General features: G+C 55.9%; 12 protein-coding genes. 4 read left to right on the plus strand and 8 right to left on the minus strand.

The genetic code is table 11. From position 1 onward, the window contains the following. Nucleotides 1-23 precede the first annotated feature (23 nt). The 4 genes from gcvT (at nucleotide 24) to QZR17_RS02490 (ending at nucleotide 8,149) form a co-directional block, all read left to right on the plus strand. Nucleotides 24-1,118 (plus strand): glycine cleavage system aminomethyltransferase GcvT, encoded by a 1,095-nt coding sequence (gcvT, locus tag QZR17_RS02475; RefSeq protein WP_297127245.1) that lies wholly within the window; start codon nucleotides 24-26, stop codon nucleotides 1,116-1,118. Nucleotides 1,119-1,679: 561 nt separating this feature from the next. Then, entirely contained in the window at nucleotides 1,680-3,425 is a 1,746-nt protein-coding gene (locus QZR17_RS02480) for a thiol-activated cytolysin family protein (protein ID WP_297127248.1), read from the plus strand. Between the two features lie 28 nt (nucleotides 3,426-3,453). Further along, nucleotides 3,454-5,148: a thiol-activated cytolysin family protein gene (locus tag QZR17_RS02485; RefSeq protein WP_297127251.1), complete on the plus strand. Its 1,695-nt coding sequence runs from the start codon at nucleotides 3,454-3,456 to the stop codon at nucleotides 5,146-5,148. Between the two features lie 352 nt (nucleotides 5,149-5,500). Then, nucleotides 5,501-8,149, plus strand: a complete 2,649-nt coding sequence (locus QZR17_RS02490) for a C10 family peptidase (RefSeq protein WP_297127254.1) — start codon at nucleotides 5,501-5,503, stop codon at nucleotides 8,147-8,149. 312 nt (nucleotides 8,150-8,461) lie between these two features. Here the strand turns inward: QZR17_RS02490 and QZR17_RS02495 are convergent, their stop codons facing one another. The 8 genes from QZR17_RS02495 to QZR17_RS02530 form a co-directional block, all read right to left on the minus strand. Continuing rightward, nucleotides 8,462-9,466, minus strand: a complete 1,005-nt coding sequence (locus tag QZR17_RS02495) for a glucosaminidase domain-containing protein (protein WP_297127257.1) — start codon at nucleotides 9,464-9,466, stop codon at nucleotides 8,462-8,464. 6 nt (nucleotides 9,467-9,472) lie between these two features. Then, nucleotides 9,473-10,198, minus strand: a complete 726-nt coding sequence (locus QZR17_RS02500) for a 2-phosphosulfolactate phosphatase (RefSeq protein ID WP_297127260.1) — start codon at nucleotides 10,196-10,198, stop codon at nucleotides 9,473-9,475. Further along, a complete protein-coding gene (locus QZR17_RS02505; protein WP_297127263.1) occupies nucleotides 10,195-10,947 on the minus strand; it encodes a copper homeostasis protein CutC in 753 nt (250 codons plus the stop codon). Before QZR17_RS02505 ends, QZR17_RS02500 begins: the two co-directional genes overlap by 4 nt. Further along, nucleotides 10,934-13,429: a glycoside hydrolase family 2 protein gene (locus QZR17_RS02510; protein WP_297127268.1), complete on the minus strand. Its 2,496-nt coding sequence runs from the start codon at nucleotides 13,427-13,429 to the stop codon at nucleotides 10,934-10,936. Before QZR17_RS02510 ends, QZR17_RS02505 begins: the two co-directional genes overlap by 14 nt. A 77-nt stretch (nucleotides 13,430-13,506) precedes the next feature. Beyond that, entirely contained in the window at nucleotides 13,507-15,258 is a 1,752-nt protein-coding gene (aspS, locus tag QZR17_RS02515; protein ID WP_297127271.1) for an aspartate--tRNA ligase, read from the minus strand. A 21-nt stretch (nucleotides 15,259-15,279) separates the two neighbouring features. Further along, on the minus strand, nucleotides 15,280-16,539 hold the full coding sequence (locus QZR17_RS02520; protein ID WP_297127274.1) for a hemolysin family protein: 1,260 nt from the start codon (nucleotides 16,537-16,539) through the stop codon (nucleotides 15,280-15,282). A 64-nt stretch (nucleotides 16,540-16,603) separates the two neighbouring features. Beyond that, nucleotides 16,604-17,368: a hypothetical protein gene (locus QZR17_RS02525; RefSeq protein ID WP_297127277.1), complete on the minus strand. Its 765-nt coding sequence runs from the start codon at nucleotides 17,366-17,368 to the stop codon at nucleotides 16,604-16,606. A gap of 49 nt (nucleotides 17,369-17,417) precedes the next feature. After that, nucleotides 17,418-18,773 (minus strand): tetratricopeptide repeat protein, encoded by a 1,356-nt coding sequence (locus QZR17_RS02530; protein WP_297127280.1) that lies wholly within the window; start codon nucleotides 18,771-18,773, stop codon nucleotides 17,418-17,420. Between the last annotated feature and the right edge of the window lie 85 nt (nucleotides 18,774-18,858).

Genomic DNA, 18,858 nt, shown 5'->3' on the forward strand with positions numbered 1-18,858 from the left:
AACTCAATACAAACAATCAATCTATGGAACTAAAGAAAACCCCCTTCCATGACATCCATGTCAAGCTCGGAGCCAAGATGACCAACTTCGCCGGCTACGACATGCCGATCCAGTACCCCGACGGCATCGTCGCTGAGCATATGGCAGTCCTCGAGAGCGTCGGCGTCTTCGACGTCTCCCACATGGGCGCTCTCTTCGTCAGCGGCCCCAAGGCAGTGGAGTTCCTCCAGAATGTCTGCTCCAACGACATCTCCAAGCTTACGGACGGCAAGGCGCAGTACAATTACTACCCCAATGACAAGGGTGGTATCGTCGATGACTTCATCGCCTACTGCTTTGGGGACCACTATATGCTGGTCGCCAATGCCGCCAATATCGAGAAGGACTTCAAGTGGATCTCCGACCACAAGATCGATGGCGTGGAGCTGGAGAACCGCTCTGAGCGGATGAGCATCCTCGCCGTCCAGGGACCCAAGGCCAAGGAGACGATACAGAAGCTCGTCGACATCGACGTTGATGCGATCCCTTACTACAGCTTCCACAGAGGGAAGTTCCACGGCGAGGAGGTGCTGGTCTCCAATACCGGCTACACCGGTGCCGGAGGCTACGAGCTCTACATCCAGGACATCAAGGATCCGGAGAACTTCTGGAACCAGCTCTTTGAGGCCGGAAAGGAATTTGACATCAAGCCGGTCGGTCTCGGTGCCCGTGACACCCTCCGCCTCGAGATGGGATTCTGCCTCTACGGCAACGACATCGACGACACCACCAATCCCTACGCCGCCGGCCTCGGCTGGACAACGAAGCTGATCGAGGGCAAGGAGAATCTCCCCGGTCGCAAGATCCTTGAGGAGGCTAAGGCCAATGGCACCAAGTACCGTCTCGTCGGCATCGAGCTGAAGGGACGCGGTGTACCTCGCGAGGGTTACAAGGTGACCGATGGCAATGGCAAGGAGATCGGCCACCTCACCTCCGGTACCATGTCTCCCGCGCTCAAGAAGGGCATCGCCCTCGGCTACGTCCTCTCCGACTATAAGAAGCCTGAGACCGAGGTCGCCATCGAGATCCGTGGCAAGGAGGTAGAGGCTGAGGTAATCAAACTCCCCTTCCGCAAGTAACGCACGACCTATCCATTTTATCCAAAAGCACGTCCTTGGGTATCCCCCAAGGACGTGCTTTTTTTATCCTCACCGGCAGAGACCCAAGGGACAGTAAGGCTCCACCATCGCTCCATCCGGCAGCAGAGTGCACTGGCACTGCACCCCGGCAGAGTGGCCTCAGTGGCGACACAGGAGAAGACTGACTCTCAGTATGGCACAGCCCGCATTTCTTTTACCGATATTAGGCTCCGCTCACTCGTCTATTGGATACTTTTTCTGGACACCACAATTGAGTCGCCCTCCACTTCTCCTAAATCCCTCACATCATCAAACCCCCTTTCATCCTCCTCACCCTCCCAGCACATCAAAATGCAACCCCTATAGGGATCAGATTACAGCCTAAAATACAAAACCAAGTTTGTTTTTACAATATTTTGAAACATGTGGGATAATTGGTAAAATCGGTCATCGAAATACTGCCAGAATGGCAACCTCGGAGACTTACATATGGTATAGTCACGGAGTTAGCATGAAGGCAAGGTTAGTATTTATATGTTCCACTTTTTTTATTAAAAAGCTATGAACCTACAGCGAACGTGTCTTCTCATCGGCGGATGGCTGACTTTTCTGGGACTTTCTCTCAGCTCCTGCAGCAAGAGCGAAGTCCCGGGTGAGCCCGCTGTGTCACCGGAGACCCGGCTCGGAAGCCTGCCATTGGCTGCAGGAATGCTCCGAGGCAATGATCCCATACCGGATCCTCAGATCGTTGGAGATCCCGGAAAGGGTGGCCCCGTAGTGCCTACCACCAAGGATGACCTCCACGGTGTAATCATCAGCCGGAGTACGATGTACAGCTCCGGATCGGTCTACAACGAGTATTTACTCTTCAATCCCATGAGCAACCTCATCTACCCCGGTAATGTGCTTGTGGGAAACTCTATCAGTAATGGTCGCTATCTCCCTGTCATGGGTCAAAAAGTCGGTGATGTCACTTGGTCCTCTCCCGACTTGGTCCCTGCCGATCCGCAAGTGGATAAGTTTGTCCAGCGGGTTATGGATCCACGGTTTAGCGACTATTCGGCGACAATGCAGAAATGGCGTGGCACGCCAACTCTACCCACTTCCGCCATTACCACCTTTGAGCTGACTGAAGTGAAAGATCTCAAGGAGTTCAGTGCCAAGTTGGGACTTGGCTTTGAGACTGAGAATGTCAAGGCGGGAATCACCTTTGAGGGCAAGAATGGGGATCTGAAGACCCATATGCTGGTGAAGTTTGTGCAGAAGCTTTTCTCCGTCTCCATGGATCTGCCCGATCGCCAGCACCTGCTCTCTGCAGCTCCGGGGGCTCTGCAGGGTGTCATGCCGGTATACATTTCGGATGTGTTTTATGGGCGTATGGGCTTTGCGCTCATCTCTACGGACCATGACTACTTAGAGCTGATGGCCGCCTTGCAGGTGATGGCTCCGTCTTTCAAGTTTGAGCTTTCATCCACTTACAAGAAGATTCTGGATGAGTCTTTTACTCAGTACGTCTTTACCGGCGGCAAGTCGGGTGACCATGGCCTCTCTGTCAAGAAGGGTTGGGACGGCTTCAAGGAAGCACTCAGTACGGAACTCAATCCTGCCGAGGCTGTCCCGGTGGCCATCACGCTCCGATATGCGGATGACAACTCAGTTGCCCGCGTTGTCCAGACCGGTCAGTACCCCATCACAGAGAGTTACTTCGTCAAGGAGAGTGACGAGATGTCCTTTAGCTTCCGCCCCGTGGAGATTAGGGCTAACGCAGGCAATAAGGAGGAGCTCCAAGTCTGGGGTCACACCATCCTCACCGTACCGGCAGAGCTCACCAAAGATGGCACTGCCTCTGAGGACTATCGTCTCGTATGGTTAGGGATGAGCAAGTATGTCAAGCTGGATAAGCAAAAGAAAGCCAGTATGCCCAATGCCGAGACTATCAACGTCACTCTGCATCGCCCCAAGGGAATGTCCATGCAGGACTTCCTCAATCAGAGGATCTACATCGACACTCACTTCCATAATACCAACTCTGCCGGAACCATTACCGGTGACGATCTCGGTGAGAGCAAGTACAGCATCCGACTCCAGGATCTGATCTTCAATGCAATCCATAACAGTCTCTCCGTCACTACGCGGAAGAATGCATACAACGACTACTCTGCGACGGTCCTCTTTGATCTTTTCCACGAGGCCAAGGAGATCGAGGAGATTCCCACTTCGCTCCGCTCCGTCACTAGTGCAGACGGCACCCGGACTCTGACCAGATGCTTCGGCAGTGAGCCTGAGCCATACCTGACCAATCACTGAACCCCTTCCTAATAAAGAACCAAAAGTCATGAATAAGTTATTTCGCCACATAGTCTCGCTTGCACCCTTCTCCGCACTTCTCGCAGGGGCAATGATGCTATCCACCGGCTGCCGGGATCACTCTGCTGAGCCGACACAATCCACCGACACCCCCACTGAGGGAGACGCTTCTGCACTCCTCACTCAGCTTCGTGCACTGCCCCTGCCCAATGGCATGACCACAGGAGAGGAGGGCGGCTTGGTACTGCCTCAGTTGGCTCCCATCGCGCCTCAGGTCAACGAAGAGTCCATTGAGGAAGGGACCTTTAACGGGCTCAAGGGAGTGTTTGTCAACATGCGAAAGGTCTACAACTCCGGATTTGCTTTCGATGAGCTCTCCATCTTTAACCCCTCGGAGAATCAGATCTACCCCGGATCTGTCTTCGTCGGCAGCTCGATCACCAATGGCAAGTATCTCAGGCTGCCCGGCACCACCGGTGAGCTGGTGTGGAGTGCCAAGGATCTGATCCCAAGCACGCCGATGAATTTTGTCGCCCATTTCGAAAACCCTAAGTCGAGCGACTATAATATGACGTTACAGCAGTGGTTAGGCATGCCGAGCCATCCTCTCTCCGCCACCACCATGTATGAGGTCAATGAGGTGTCCAACTCGACAGAGATTGGTGCCAAGCTGGGTATCGGGTATCAGAAGGAGGATCTCATCGCTCAGCTCAACCTTAACACATCGCACCAGAAGATGAAGACCCACGTCCTCGTCAAGGCGATCCAGAAGGCTTTCAGCATCGCTGTGGACATCCCGGATCAGTTTATTCTCAAGAGTGCCAATGTGGCGAAAATGGATGGAGTGATGCCCGTCTATGTCTCTGAGGTCTTCTATGGCCGCATGGGCTTCGCCGTCATCTCAAGCAATCACGAGTATCATGATGTGGTCGCCGCGCTTAATCTCAATCTCCCGACAGAGAAAGTCAATGTCGAGCTGGAGACGAAGTACAAGGAGATCCTTGATGCTTCTGTATCCAAGTCCCGCATCATTGGCGGCACCTCGCAGGAGCATGGACTTGGTCTTTCCAATGGCTGGGAGGGCTTCAAGCAGTGTCTTTCCGCACCCCTCACTCCGTCTTCCGCTCGTCCTGTTGCTTACACGCTACGCTATGTCCACGACAACTCTGTTGCGCGCGTGGTCCTCACCAGCGACTTTATCCGCAACGAGTCCTATTTCATTCCTGAGATGGACGAGCTTACCCTGCGCTTTACTCCTCGCACGCTGAGAGCCAAGGCGGACAACGTCAAGCCGCTCTATGTCTATGGTAATGTCACCATCTCAGTAGACGGACAGAAGGATCAGATGATCTTCAATAGGGATATGAAGGAGTACGTCCGCATCGATGACCCCGAGCAAGAGGTCAATCTAGGTGAGGGTAATGTGTCCGAGATCACCATCCGCAGACCGAAAGGGATGAGCATGGAGGACTTCCTCAAGATGAAGCTGACCATCTACGCTTACTTCGGTCACACCAATTCCGCCGGCACAGCCAATATCTACAACCTCGGAGATGCGACAAGTCACTGCACCGTACGCGAGCTGATGATGGCTGCCATGAGAGGCACGATGAATGTCTTTACCCAGGAGAAGCGCTCCGGACAGCGCGAGGCTAACCTGGTAATGAATATCGATACGAATAGCGGGATCAGAGTCATCAGTGGCTCCATCTCCAAAAAGTAACCATGGCTAGAGCATCAGGACCCGGTCGCATAAAGTCATCGGTGCCATATTCTCGACACGGCAGATATATGGCTTCCGGTACGGGACGCCCGTCGTCAGTATGATTCGGTAAGTCTTGAGTCTTTCTCGAGACAGAGTGTCTCGATCAATGGTAGCAGCCTCGGACTAATTCGGAAATTAGATCGACTAATATTCGGTGTTAGTGCGAGGTTTGTCACCGGAGGCAGAGACAACGGATCGCCTCCTGCTGATCGCCGAGATCTCGCGGGGCACTCTGAGTCGACGGAATGATGACCATGGCTTGTGATATGGCAGTCTATGATGCAATTCGCCTGACAAGAAACATCGCATTATGAATAGGAAAAATTTCTTTTGGTTTGCGGGTCTGGCGGGACTCTTCCTCGCACTGACACTCCTCCTCGGAGGCTGTCAGGCTGAGAGAGATCCCCGCCCCACTGACCCTGAGCAGGCGGAGTCGACCGAGCCGCACCACCTCACAATTGAGGAGGCGGAGGTTGTGGTCCTTCGCTTCCTGAGCGAGAGTGAGACTCCGATGACTACCCTCCGCTCCGTAGCCGATGAGGGTCTGGAGCTCGCTTTTGCCGAGCCTGCAAGCATGATCGGTCTTCGCGCCGTCTCTGATGACGAGACTATGGACGACCGCTCATCCCTCCCCGCCTACTATGTCTTCAATATCGGCCGGCGCGGTTATGTCATCGTCTCGGCATGGGATAATACGTTTCCGATTTTAGGCTTCTCTTACGAGGGAAGCTTCTTCGGCAAGAATGTAGCGGAGACACAGGGTAGCTCCGAGGTGAAGAATGTGATGAGCTTCCTCAGCTCCTATGCTTCCGGGATCGACTCTCTACGTCGCGTGCTTCCGGTGACACCGGAGCTGCGAAAGCACTATGAGTGTGCCCTCAGGGGAGATGTGACGGGACAGGCCCTCAGAGCCTCCGGGAACATTGAGCCCCTCCTCGGAGGCATTAAGTGGAATCAGTCTCCCTACTACAACGCTTATTGCCCCACGGGGACCCCTGTCGGCTGTGTAGCCACCGCTACCTCACAGATCATGAGATACTGGAAATATCCTCCTCGCGGCACCGGCTCCCACACCTCCACGTCGGATGGTCAGTATGCTAATTTCAATAAGTATTACAACTGGGACAATATGCCGGCAGCTACGCTCCGTCAGTACAATGACGATGTGGCTCAGTTATGCTACGATGTGGCTGTGGGACTCAACATGCAATTCTCCGCCTACGGCAGCGGCACCTGGCAGTACTACGTGCCGTCTCTCCTGGCGGATCATTTCTTTTACAAGAATACAGTCAGAGACATCTATCGCTCCAATTATAATGCTTCCGACTGGGCCTCCATCGTCTACAACGAGCTGGCCAATGGTCGCCCCGTCCAGTATGCAGGTTCAGGAAGGACCGGAGCAGGACACTCCTTTGTCTGCGACGGATATATGAATGGCTACTTCCACATCAATTGGGGATGGGGAGGTATGTCAGACGGCTATTTTCTCCTCCACGCCCTTGATCCCTCCTCCCTCGGCACGGGTGGAGGCAATGGAGGCTTCAATTACGGTCAGGACATCGTCATAGGCATCGAGCCGGCACAGAGACCCGATCCCAAGCCCACTCCCGACTCCGGATCGATCACCTACCTGACTCTCGACCAGCTCCGGAGGATGCTCTCCTTCGGGCAGAGTGGGCGAGTATTCTTTGGCAGTGGCTATAGCGGCCCGATGGTCCTCTTCCTCAAGGCTACCGGCTGCGGACACTGTGAGCGCACCAGACCTGCCGTAGAGCTCCTGGCCAAGGAGTATGGCGACAGGATCCCCTTCTACGGCTTCGATGTCGTGACCAATGGACAGTGGGGAGCCAACTGGGACTATATCCAGAGAGTGCTCGGTATAGAGACCGTACCTCAGCTCCTCTTCATCACCAAGGAGGGCACCTATACCCTCAAGAATGGAGTCATAGAGACCTCGGTGCCGAGTGAGGGCGCACGTATCTTCCGCCCCTATGTGGAACAGCTCCTCGACGAGGGCGGCGACGATCCTGTCCCCTCCGGTGACTATTGTCCCTCGATGGGTCGATATGCCCGCAGTACCTATATCGCTCAGGTGAGCATCAGCAACGTGAGCAACGTCACGACCGCCAATGCCGGCGGCTACACCTACTTCGATCACAAGCAGGTGGAGCTGACCCCCGGGGAGACCTATAGGATCACTCTCAAGCCCGGATCCACCGCCGGGAGCTACCCGGAGTACTGGCGTGTCTGGATCGATCTCAATGGAGACAAGGACTTTGGCGCTGATGAGCTGGCACTAGACTTCACCACCACACAGTCCAATGTCCCGGTCGTCAAGACGATCACCATCCCTGCGAGTGCTCGCGACGTGACCACCCGCATGAGGGTATCGATGAAGTGGGGCTCCGCGCCTGAGGTATGCGAGACCTTTGATCACGGTGAGGTGGAGGACTATCCCGTGCTTATCAAGAGCAAGGTGACCCCGAAGCCGGATCCGAAGCCGGACCCTGACCCACAGCCGAAGGATGATCCCTATCCGACCTCCTATGGCAAGGACTCTCGATATGCCTACATCAGTGAGGTGAAGATCGGGGATATGGGCAATAGCGGTACAGGCGGTGACGGCTATGCCTCCTACATCACCACACACCACATCCTCGGCTATCCCGGTCGCGCCCTCGCCTTCCAGCTCTCTCCCTCCTTTGGGACCACACGGGTCTACTGGTGCTATTGGCGAATATGGATTGACTACAATAAGGACGGACAATTCAGCTCCTCCGAGCTGGTCGCCTCTAGGTATGGCAACAGCTATGTGAGCGGTTGGTTCACCCTCCCCTATCGTATGGATCCGGGGCTATATCGCGTCCGTGTGAGTATGAAGGTCAATGGTGGCTACCCGCAGCCTGACGAAATCTTCGACTACGGCGAAGTAGAGGATTATCGTCTGAGGATCCGATAGTACCCTCGGCACACAAGTCTTTCTTTCGTGCTGCATCACAAGAGTTTTCCTGTGATGCAGCACTTTTTTATCCTAATCTCTATACGAGGCAGAAAAAAGGTGACGATCGTCCTTCTTTCCTCCGACTGAGACCTTCCGGAAGCGTATTACCCGGCGAAGTGATGATTGTACGACTTATTGGAGCTATTGCGACGAGCCACAGCCCTTGCACACTCTACTATTCCGAGATAGATATTCGGAGAGAAGTCCTGAGACCGGGTAGCGATGGGACAGGGAGTAGTGCAGTCTCTGTAGCGAGGGTGGCTGAGCTACTTAGCGAAGGATCAGGATATCGCCCTCCTCGGGGATATAGGCGGGGTCGAGCTTATTCATCTGATAGAGAGAGCGTAGCTGGATACCGTATCTCTGTGCTATGCCGTGGATCGACTCCCCTACCCTCACCTCATGGCGGTAGTAGGGCGGATCAGCACGACGGAGCTTCCTCTGGAGGTAGATGATGTCTCCCTCCTCGATCGGGTAGCCGGGCGGGAAGTCGTTGTAGTCAGTGAGTTTCTTCTCCGAGATATCGAGGTCACGAGCGATGCTGGCGAGATCGTCCTCCTTCTTAGCAAGGACGTAGAGGAGTCCATAGCTTTTGTAGATCTCACGGACGCCGATAGGGGTCGTCTCCCTCGATGCCGGCTTCTCGTATCTCATGGGAGGCTTGCTGCTGACGGTTCGTCGTGGCTGCTCAGGTCGGTTGTAGGCGTAGTCTCGCTCCACGTTGCCGTCCACCAGCAGGTAGAGCTGATAGTCCTCGATGATCTTGATGAGCTTATTGGCGTAGCCTCTGTCGGTAGCATAGCCGGCTCGCTGTAGCCCCTTTGCCCAGCTCTTGTAGTCCGCCATATCTATACGGAAGAGTGAGCTGTACCTGCGGTTGCCAGTGAGGAATTGCCCGTGGTCGAGGTAGGAGTCGAGCGGATCGTCGTATACCCTGAAGCAGTCGCGAGGGTTGTCATCGCGGTGGTAGGTGCGGGCACCGTTCCAGCCATTGTGGCACTTGATGCCGAAGTGATTATTGGAGTTCTGCGCTAGAGCACTACCACCGGCCCCACTCTCCAGCAGACCCTGAGCCATAGTGATGGAGGCAGGGATGCCAAACTCTCGCTGACTCTGCAGCGCAGCGGGGGCGTACTGTCGGATGTAGGCGTTGTATGAGGGGTTTTTCCCCGGCATAGGCATACGGCTCACCTGCTGATTGGCAGCATTTCGGGTGCTGCCACAGCCGGTGAGGAGCAGGAGCGGTAAGAGGAGGGCGAGGACTTTACGGGTCATGGCAGCTTACTTATTATCTAAGACGATACGTCCCTGAGCATCCGTGCCGGCTATGGGGAGAGCTGTGGAGCAGTCGAGGTCAATGCAGTAGGAGAGAGCCTCCGCCTTCCCCACACGGAGGAGGCGCTGGTAGTGGTCGCTCTGCTTGATGGCGCCCACTATGTCGGACGAGTGGCTGCGGTAGTAGTCGAGTACCATCCGCACTGCGTCACTACCGAGCGTGTGGCTATCCGAGAGGCGGTCAGCAAGGGCAGCACCGAAGAGAGCATCCTCGATGCAGACGTGCCCCTCCCAGCCGGCACATACGGAGAGGACATTGCGTCCCAGGCAGTACTCAGCCACGGTGCCGATGTTGGTGAATGCCCCGACGACCACACTATGCTCCGGTCCGAAGCTCATACACTTCTTCAGCGTGCGGGTGCCATTGGTGGTGGTGAAGTAGATCTCCTTGTCTCGCACCTGCTCGGGACCATACTCGAGCGGATCGTTGCCGAGATCAGCGAAGTCGCACTTGACACACTTCCGCTCCGCTCCGACGAGGTGACCCGCTGCAGCTGCCGCCTTTGCTTCCTCGATGGTCTCGATGGGAAAGATCCGCCGGACACCGTTGTCGAAGGCAGCGACCATCGTCGAGCTGGCTCTTAGGATATCGACCACCACAAAGGTGGTCGGCTCAGTAGGTCTGTAGACATCAAGCAACTCGGGGGAGAGAACAATATCGATCGTATTCATGATAAAAGACTTTGACGTATAGATGAAATAGCCTCGGCATCGGTGACTCTGATGTCTCTCTCAGGGATCTGAGCCGAGGACGAGGGTGGAAATGCCACTGAGGAGTGACGCATCGAGCTGCCCCTCAGCCTTGCAAAGGTACCATGAATCGCAGAGACACCGGTGGACCGGATCACATGACGAGCATTATCGGCCGTGATGCCACTGCCCGCCATGATGCTGATGCGTCCATCGGCCTGCTCCACCAGGTGGCGGATCCGATCCAGACTGTCCACTGCCGAGGGGGTGCCGCCCGAGGTGAGAATGCAGGCAAAGCCGAGAGCTACCGCCTGCTCCAGAGCCGTCTCCAGCGATGCCGCCCGATCAAAAGCCCGATGAAGCGTGACCGGAAGACCCTCTGCCTCACGGATCAGCCGGCGGCAGAGCTCCTCGTCTAAGTCTCCATCCGGAGTGAGGGCTCCGAGCGAGAAACCGGCCACACCCAGCCGACGCAAAACCCGGATATCCTCCAGCATAACATCCACCTCGGTCTCAGAGTAGAGGAAGTCGCCCGAGCGGGGACGGATGATCGGGATGATGGGAAGATGACAGCACCGGAGAGCTGCCGCCACAGTGCCGTAGGAAGGCGTGGTACCACCCTCCGAGAGGGCGGCACAGAGCTCTATTCGGCTCGCCCCACCCCGCTCAGCCTCAAGGCACGATGGGACATCACCGGCACAATTCTCGATGACGAGTTCACTTTTCTTCATTTCTCAGCAGGTCATTAAGGGTGTGAAAGGTCAGCCTGCCCTTCTCCACATCAGGATGCGAGATCTGTATCGTCTTCGTCTCCCCCGGAAGCAGGTCTAAGAAATTATCCGAGTAGAGAGCACCCTGCCAGGGGGACTCGATAAAGAGATCCTTGATCAGGGTCTCGGCGGTAATGGTAACCGTCAGCCCTCTCTCTGTCAGTCGCTCCTCGACCAAATAGCGAGGGCGGGGCAGCTTCATCTGCCGGGGACGGACGCTATAGTAGAGCTGGCGAGCGATCTCCTTCCCCTCACCTTGCCTCACGATCAACTGTGCAAGGATTGTATCGGAGGAGAGCGGTCTCGGGAGTTGGGTAAGCTCCACAGAGAGAGGCGTCTCAGTCACCCGGCAGGCATAGTGGGAAGGACTCGCAAGGAGGCTCCCGTCTGTCCGCATCCAGGTCACTTCCACATCGACAGAGCCCCTAAGCAACGGGTCATCAGAGACGAGACAGAGGGCGAGCGAGTCCCCCCGCTCCACCAGGTCGACGATCGTGGGTCGGTAGGCGCGCTCCACTGCATAGTGGAGTGCCTTGTGATTACCCCAGTAATCGACGGAGGACCAGCTGACCGTGGGCCAGACATCATTGATCTGCCAGTAGAGCGAGCCGGCATTGTCGGGATAGGCGCGACGGACGGCACGGATGGCATAGCCGGTAGCATCTCGCTGCTCGAGGAGACTCAGGTAAGTGAAGTCGGCAAAGCTCTCGGGCGCCGGGTAGTCGCGCTCCATATAGAGCCGCAACCGCTCATTGCCTCCCGGGGAGCGCTGCCGATGCGTCACGAGAGGGTGATCGAGGCTGAGGGAGCCCGCCTCCGGGGCAAAGCTTCTGACGGTCTTCATCTCGGGGAAGGACTGCAGCCCGTACTCGCTTGCGAATCGCCCAGGATTGTGATCAAACGTGGTGTAGTCCTCTTCGCCAAACCACATTCCCCAGTAGTGTGCATCGCTGCGGGAGAGGCTCTCGAGGTCGCCCCAGTTGGAGTCATACGGTGAGCCGTGTATGTAGTCCACATGCGGGGCGTAGTGAGCGACGCTCTCGGGGAGGAGCTTCCGGAAGAGCTTTTCATACCCTGTCGTCATCTCCTGCCAGACCTCGGGACTGTACTTTGACTTCCAGCCCCAGTGGCGCATACCCTCGCGGACCTCATTGTTTCCGCAGAGGAGTGCCAGGGAGGGGTGATTGCGGAGGCGCGAGAGCTGATCCGCCACTTCGCACCGCACGTTTTCCATAAAGGCGGGGTCGCTCGGATAGGTGGTGCAGGCAAAGGGGAAGTCCTGCCAGATAAGGATCCCGTAGCGATCTGCCAGCTCGTAAAACTCCTCCGTCTCGTAGATCCCTCCACCCCAGACACGCAGCATATTGAAGTGCGCCGGCAGCACGTCCTCCACGAAGAATTGCTCGAGGCTCCTCCCGTGGTCGCCCATACGGCGGTCGTGCGGGAGGTAATTGGCCCCCTTAGCGTAGAAGGGTCGGCGATTGACCACGAAGCGGAACGCCCCGTCCGTCTGATCAAGGCGCACCTCCCGCAGCCCCACCCGGAGACTGTTCCTCTCTCCCGTTGCGTCCTGATAGACCAGCGTATAGCGCTCAGCCTCACCCCATCCGTGTGGCATCCAGAGTCGTGGCCTCGGGATGGAGAAAGCGACCGAGTCACTCGTCATCACCGCACACTCTAGCTCCACGCCATCCGGATCGAGGAGCGTGAGGGATGCCCCCTGCGCTCTCCGGCTGCCACTCACAGTGAGCGTGGCTGAGGTCGGCTCCGTACCGCTCCACTCGATCTTACTGCGGACGTAAAAGTCCTCCGGATGAAGACGCTCCTTTCGCTCCACAACGGGCGGCGCAAAAAGACCCATAGAGATCAGCCGAGGTGCCCAGTCCCACCCGTAGTGGTAGGGGGCTGTCCGGATGTATGGGCTGTAGAATATTTTTGCACGATCATTATCGGCAGGATAATTGAATCCATTGCTCTCGTAGAGGAGCTGACCGATCTTCGTCGGTGAGAGGAGACGGATCACCAGCCGATTGGTCCCTGGGCGGAGATGACCATCGAGGTCATAGGTATAGGTCCGGAAGAAGTTTTCTGTACGACCAAGCAGCGCGCCATTGAGATAGACCTCCGCAAAAGTATCGACCCACCTGAGGCGCAACCGGTAGCCGGAGAGCTCCGCACCCGACAGCTCAAAGGTGGTCCGGTAGACCCACTCCCTATCGCTCACCCACTGTATGCTATCCTCGGAGGTGCCGACAAAGGGATGAGGGATCAGCCCCTGATGGAGCAAGTCTCGCTGCACCATGGAGGGGATCTCCACGGCGACAGAGGTGGAGTCGGGCTGCCCCTCCTCCGTCAGGTCGAAGCGACTCAGGACGATCTGAGCAGTGAGCGACGGCAGGAGGGCAAGCAGAGAGAGGGCAAGGAGAGCTCTTCGGACAAGCATAGAGACTGTGAAATAAAAAAGAGGAAGATCTGCGTCCGACAGAGACAGCTGATCTTCCTCTTGCATACTATAGAGATTTACTTCTTAAGCGCAATGTGCAGCTCATCCAGCTGCTTCTGGTCCACAATGGCAGGAGCATCTACCATTACATCGCGACCGGAGGTATTCTTCGGGAAAGCGATCGTGTCGCGGATACTGTCCAAGCCGGCGAAGAGGGAGACCCAGCGGTCAAAGCCATAAGCGATGCCTCCGTGGGGCGGTGCACCGTACTTGAAAGCATTCATCAGGAAGCCAAATTGCTCCTGTGCACGCTCCTCAGTAAAGCCGAGGGCATGGAACATCCGGTCCTGAAGCTTGGTGTCGTGGATTCGGATCGAGCCGCCACCCACTTCGACACCATTGATCACCATATCGTAGGCGTAGGCTCGCACCTTCCCGGGATCGGTCTCCAGCAGCGGGATATCCTCCTCCACCGGCATGGTGAACGGGTGGTGCATCGCCATATAGCGCCCCTCCTCCTCGCTCCACTCGAAGAGCGGGAAATTGACCACCCAGAGACACTTGAAGTTCATCGGGTCCATCAGGCCCTCACGGCGCCCCATCTGGAGACGGAGACGTCCCAGCTGAGTCCTACACTTCATCGCATCGTCACCACAGAGGATCAGGATCAGGTCACCCGGCTCTGCCTTCATGGCATCGCGCAGGGAAGCTCTCTGCTCCTCGGAGTAGAACTTATCGACACTGCTCTTGACGCTGCCATCCTCATTGATGCGTGCGTAGATCAGTCCCTTGGCACCCACCTGCGGGCTCTTCACGTAGTCAGTCAGCTCATCGAGCTGCTTGCGGGTATAGCCGGCGCAGCCCTTGACACAGATACCTCCGATGTAGGAGGCCTCATCGAAGACCCCAAATCCGGTCTCAGTGATCGTCTCCTTGAGCTCCACGATCCGCATATCGAAGCGCATGTCCGGCTTATCTGAGCCGTAGTACTTCATCGCATCCTGCCAGTCCATCTTGAGGTAGGGCTCCGTCTGCTCAATGCCGAGGATCTCCTTGAATAGGTACTTGCTCAATCCCTCAAAGGTGTCTGTCACATCATCCTGATGGACGTAGCTCATCTCGCAGTCGATCTGGGTGAACTCCGGCTGACGATCGGCACGCAGGTCCTCGTCGCGGAAGCACTTCACCACCTGGAAGTACCGGTCGATACCGGCAATCATCAGCAGCTGCTTGTAGGTCTGAGGGGACTGTGGGAGGGCGTAGAATTGTCCAGGATTCATCCTCGAGGGGACAATGAAGTCTCGTGCCCCCTCCGGAGTGGACTTGATCAGGAAGGGCGTCTCCACCTCCATAAACTGCTGCCCATCGAGGTAGCGACGGATCAGCTGTGCCATCCGGTGGCGGAGGGCAAGATTACGTACCACACTGGGTCGGCGGATGTCGAGGTAGCGGTACTTCATCCGTAGCTCATCACCGCCATCAGACTCCTCCTCGATCGTGAATGGAGGGGTCTCGGAGGCTGAAAGGATATTGAGCGAGTGGACATCGATCTCGATGTCACCGGTAGGCATCTTGGGGTTCTTCGAGGAGCGCTCCACGACGGTACCGACTGCCTGGATCACATACTCTCGACCGATCTCAGATGCCTTCTCGAGCTGCTCATGGCTACTGCTCTCAGCGAGGACCAACTGGGTGATCCCATACCGATCACGCAGATCGATAAAGGTCATTCCTCCCATCTTACGTATCCGCTGCACCCATCCGGCCAGCGTCACCTCGGAGCCAATATCGGAGGCGCGAAGCTCTCCACAAGTCTTTGTTCTATACATGATATCTCACACTATGTGCGACTAACTCCGCACGAGCAGCCGCACGAGGATTATTTTATTCTCTGATGCTCTCAGTATCTCTGCGCTAAACTTTGGAGAAAGCTCCACCACCTCGCCCCGACGGGGGATAGACTGGCTGACCGACATGATATAGCCGGCTATAGTCTTGAAGTCCTCCTCCTCAGGCAGTCCGATGTCAAACTTATCATTAATATCATCCAGCCCGGCACGACCTGAGAGTATGTATTCCTCCTCGCTCACCTTACGCATAACGATATGCACCGTATCGTGCTCGTCCTCGATGTCACCGAAGATCTCCTCCACGATGTCCTCGAGGGTGACGATCCCGGAGGTCCCTCCCAGCTCGTCCACTACGATCGCAAGGCCTCGCTTGCGCAGCAGGAGGCTCTGCATCACCTTCTCTATCGTTAGCGTCTCAGGCACATAGATCGTCTCCTTGATATGCTCCTGCCAGCGACTTCCGTCCTTGTGGCAGCGAAACATCTCCGTGCTGTGGATGTAACCGATCACATTATCTATCGACTCGCGGTAGACGATGATCTTAGAGTAGCCGGTCTTGATGAAGAGGTCCAGCAGCTCCTCCATAGAGGTATCCTCCTCGACCGCAGAGAGCTCGTTGCGAGGGATGAGGCAGTCGCGGACCTGTATGTCTGGAAACTCTAGGGCATTCTGCAGCAGCATAGCCTCGTGCCTCACCGTAGGGTCGTCCTCCGATGAGGTATTTTGCCGGATGTAGTAATCGAGGTCGACCTTACCGAGAGGGCTCTGGTCATTGGTCTTTCCCTTGATCCCAAAGAGGAGTAGGAAGAGGTTTGTCAGCCCGCCTGCCAGTATCGTGATCGGGTAGAAGAGGACATAGGCAAAGGTGAGGGGGAGCGAGGCAAATTGCATATACTCATTGGGTCTCGCCTTAGCCACAGACTTCGGGACATACTCCCCAAAGATGATCACCACCGCTGTGGAGATCAGCGTCTGGATCAGCACGATCAGGAAGGCATTGGTCATCCACTGCCGCAGCAGCGGCTCGAGGAGCGCAGCAAAGAGCAGCCCGTAGATGACGTTGATCACATTATTCGCCACGAGGACAGTGGTGATGTACTTCCCGGGGCGGTCAAAGAGGAAGGTCTGAGCCTTACTCCCCACCCCCCCCTTGGCCTTATCCAGCTCCACCTGAAGCCGATCGGATGCGAGGAAAGCGGTCTCCGACCCGCTAAAGAAGGCCGAGAGCAAGACACAGAGTACTATGAAGAAGTAGATCATCGACTTATCGTAGCTTCCACCTCACTATAGAGGCGAGATAGACAAAGATACATAACCCTCACCTCTATCTCGATGGTCTATAGGGATTAGTCCGCGCAGGGGATCGCCTCATCATGAGAGAGTCTCGCGGCCGTAAGGGAGGAGTCGCCAGACTATCCGGAGGCATCACTGAGTCGGTCGTGGAGGGCGCAGCGGGTGACGAAGTCACCTCACCATCCTCATTGACATCCATATGCCCTGCTGTATCATACAGCTCGTACATCGTCATGTACTGATTACTCTTGAAGCCAAAGCGACTCCGCAGCTCCTCACCCGGCCCTCTCAGGATCCGGATGCTGTCGTGGGAGTAGACCAGCTCATTGTCCTCATCCCAGAAGAGGTGGTTCCCAAAGAACTGAGTCCCCTCCCGATTGAGGATATGGATATTCTCCTTCAGCTCCCAGAGGTGACGCGACACGTGGTAGTAGGCGGTGTCGGCGACGATCGATGCCTGCGTCTGAAAGAGGGTGTCAAATTGCTCCAGATAGATCCCCTGAGGGAAGACCCACTGCTCCTCAGGATCACTACGGGTCAGCCAGAGGTCGGTCACCATCTTATACTTCGTCACTCCACTGTCGGAGATGAAGGTCACCACATCCTTCGTGATCGAGGTGTACCCCAGGCTATCGATGGACCGACTGGCCAAGTCGGATCTACGTCCCTTACATCCGGTCATCAGCAGAGCCGAGAGTAAGACAAAGAAGAAGCAGGTGCGACCCCACAAGGTGGAGTACACCGGCTTCTTGCTCTGACTATGTATCGATAAGGATCCTATTTCAGGCTCCTCCATGAGGACTTAGTGATGAAAGGGTACGATGAGCGCAAGGATCGACCGGCGATCAACGTACGCGTATGGTGGTCGTCTCACCGATCCACCCCCCTACGGTAAAGGACTGACCCTCCTGCAGGTCGGGGTGCATAAAGATATCCTCCTTGGCGGGATAGGCAGCCGTGTAGGTGCCGATCAGCTTATTCGCCTGAGCAGTCACGCTGGGATCGATAGCCTTTGCGCGAGCGGCCTTGTCGACGACGAGGCAGTAGACGACACGTTGCTTCACCGGATCATCCGGGTAGATGCTGCTTGCGCTGGAGGCGTACATACTGGCGATGAGGAGCATCGGTGCGCCGAAGCCCGGCTTGGCAGCCATCGCAGCATTGCAGTACTGACGGGAGGTGCCGTAGCTGTGACGATCGTAGTACATCACTGCGAGGGCATAGTTGGCCTCACCCTTCTCATCCGCATCGGTACTGAGGTCGATAGCCTTCTTGTAGTACTCCTCGGCCTTAGTATAATTCTTGTCAGCGAGCGCCTTACGTGCCACACCGAGAGCGGCAGAGGAGCTCGGCTCGAGATTGAACATCGCCTCAGAGGCAGCATAGTAGGAGGGGCTCTCGGTGCAACCTACACTCTGAAAGAGGGCAATCGTCTCCTTGAGGAAAGTCTTGTCGGTATTCTTCTCCTTGATCTGAGGACCATAGATCGACTCCATCACATCACAGCTAGCAGCACCGCTGGCGGCAAAGGCCTGCAGTGAGGTAGCCTGATAGCTTGCGATTGCCTCCGCGCGACTCGTATTGCCCTCGGCCTCAGCGGCAGCCTTAGCCTCGGCATAGAGCTTGTCGACAAAGGTCTGATCCTTCACATACTGCGCCTTGAAATTCTGGTCCAGTGAGGAGCGGAGCATCGATGAGTAGGTGAAGTAGTAGAGCGTTAAGGGGTCGGTCTTAGCGCCACGCTTGTCGATCACCGGCTTGAGGCGGTCGTACATCTTGACGTAGTCCACCTCATTAGGGTAGTACTTCAGCTGATCGGAGATCATACTGCCGAGGATGTAGTCCTCACCGGTCTCCTCATCGTCACCGAAGTACTTGATGCGGCTATTGTACATATCCATCAGCCCATCGTAAGCCTTCTTCTTATCCTCGGGGGTCTTGGCGTTATCGATCTGCCAAGTGTAGATCTCAGCACCCTGGATGTAGAGATCCTTGGACTGAGCAGGGCACTCATCATAGACGCGCTTCCAGAAGGTGTAGGCATCTACGTAATTCTTACTCTTAAGGTAGATCTTGTAGAACTTCGTGTTCTTGGCGCAAGCGGCCGTATCAGGCTCAGCTGTCGTGGAGGGGGCCACATAGGTGCCGGCATAAGCCGAGAGACCTAATCCCAGTGCGAGTGTGAAAAGTAATGATTTCATTGATATGGGTTTGATTTTTAGTTTTCGATATTGTGTTCCGAATACTTCATCGGTACAAGTATGATGAAAATATCCGGGATAGGTT

The organism is uncultured Porphyromonas sp. (assembly GCF_900541275.1).
Classification (GTDB): domain Bacteria; phylum Bacteroidota; class Bacteroidia; order Bacteroidales; family Porphyromonadaceae; genus Porphyromonas_A.

Bases quoted from the DNA above. Each gene is read 5' to 3' on its own strand.
- gcvT (WP_297127245.1), top strand. From the start codon at position 24: ATGGAACTAAAGAAAACCCCCTTCCATGACATCCATGTCAAGCTCGGA.
- QZR17_RS02480 (WP_297127248.1), top strand. From the start codon at position 1,680: ATGAACCTACAGCGAACGTGTCTTCTCATCGGCGGATGGCTGACTTTT.
- QZR17_RS02485 (WP_297127251.1), top strand. From the start codon at position 3,454: ATGAATAAGTTATTTCGCCACATAGTCTCGCTTGCACCCTTCTCCGCA.
- QZR17_RS02490 (WP_297127254.1), top strand. From the start codon at position 5,501: ATGAATAGGAAAAATTTCTTTTGGTTTGCGGGTCTGGCGGGACTCTTC.
- QZR17_RS02495 (WP_297127257.1), bottom strand. From the start codon at position 9,466: ATGACCCGTAAAGTCCTCGCCCTCCTCTTACCGCTCCTGCTCCTCACC.
- QZR17_RS02500 (WP_297127260.1), bottom strand. From the start codon at position 10,198: ATGAATACGATCGATATTGTTCTCTCCCCCGAGTTGCTTGATGTCTAC.
- QZR17_RS02505 (WP_297127263.1), bottom strand. From the start codon at position 10,947: ATGAAGAAAAGTGAACTCGTCATCGAGAATTGTGCCGGTGATGTCCCA.
- QZR17_RS02510 (WP_297127268.1), bottom strand. From the start codon at position 13,429: ATGCTTGTCCGAAGAGCTCTCCTTGCCCTCTCTCTGCTTGCCCTCCTG.
- aspS (WP_297127271.1), bottom strand. From the start codon at position 15,258: ATGTATAGAACAAAGACTTGTGGAGAGCTTCGCGCCTCCGATATTGGC.
- QZR17_RS02520 (WP_297127274.1), bottom strand. From the start codon at position 16,539: ATGATCTACTTCTTCATAGTACTCTGTGTCTTGCTCTCGGCCTTCTTT.
- QZR17_RS02525 (WP_297127277.1), bottom strand. From the start codon at position 17,368: ATGGAGGAGCCTGAAATAGGATCCTTATCGATACATAGTCAGAGCAAG.
- QZR17_RS02530 (WP_297127280.1), bottom strand. From the start codon at position 18,773: ATGAAATCATTACTTTTCACACTCGCACTGGGATTAGGTCTCTCGGCT.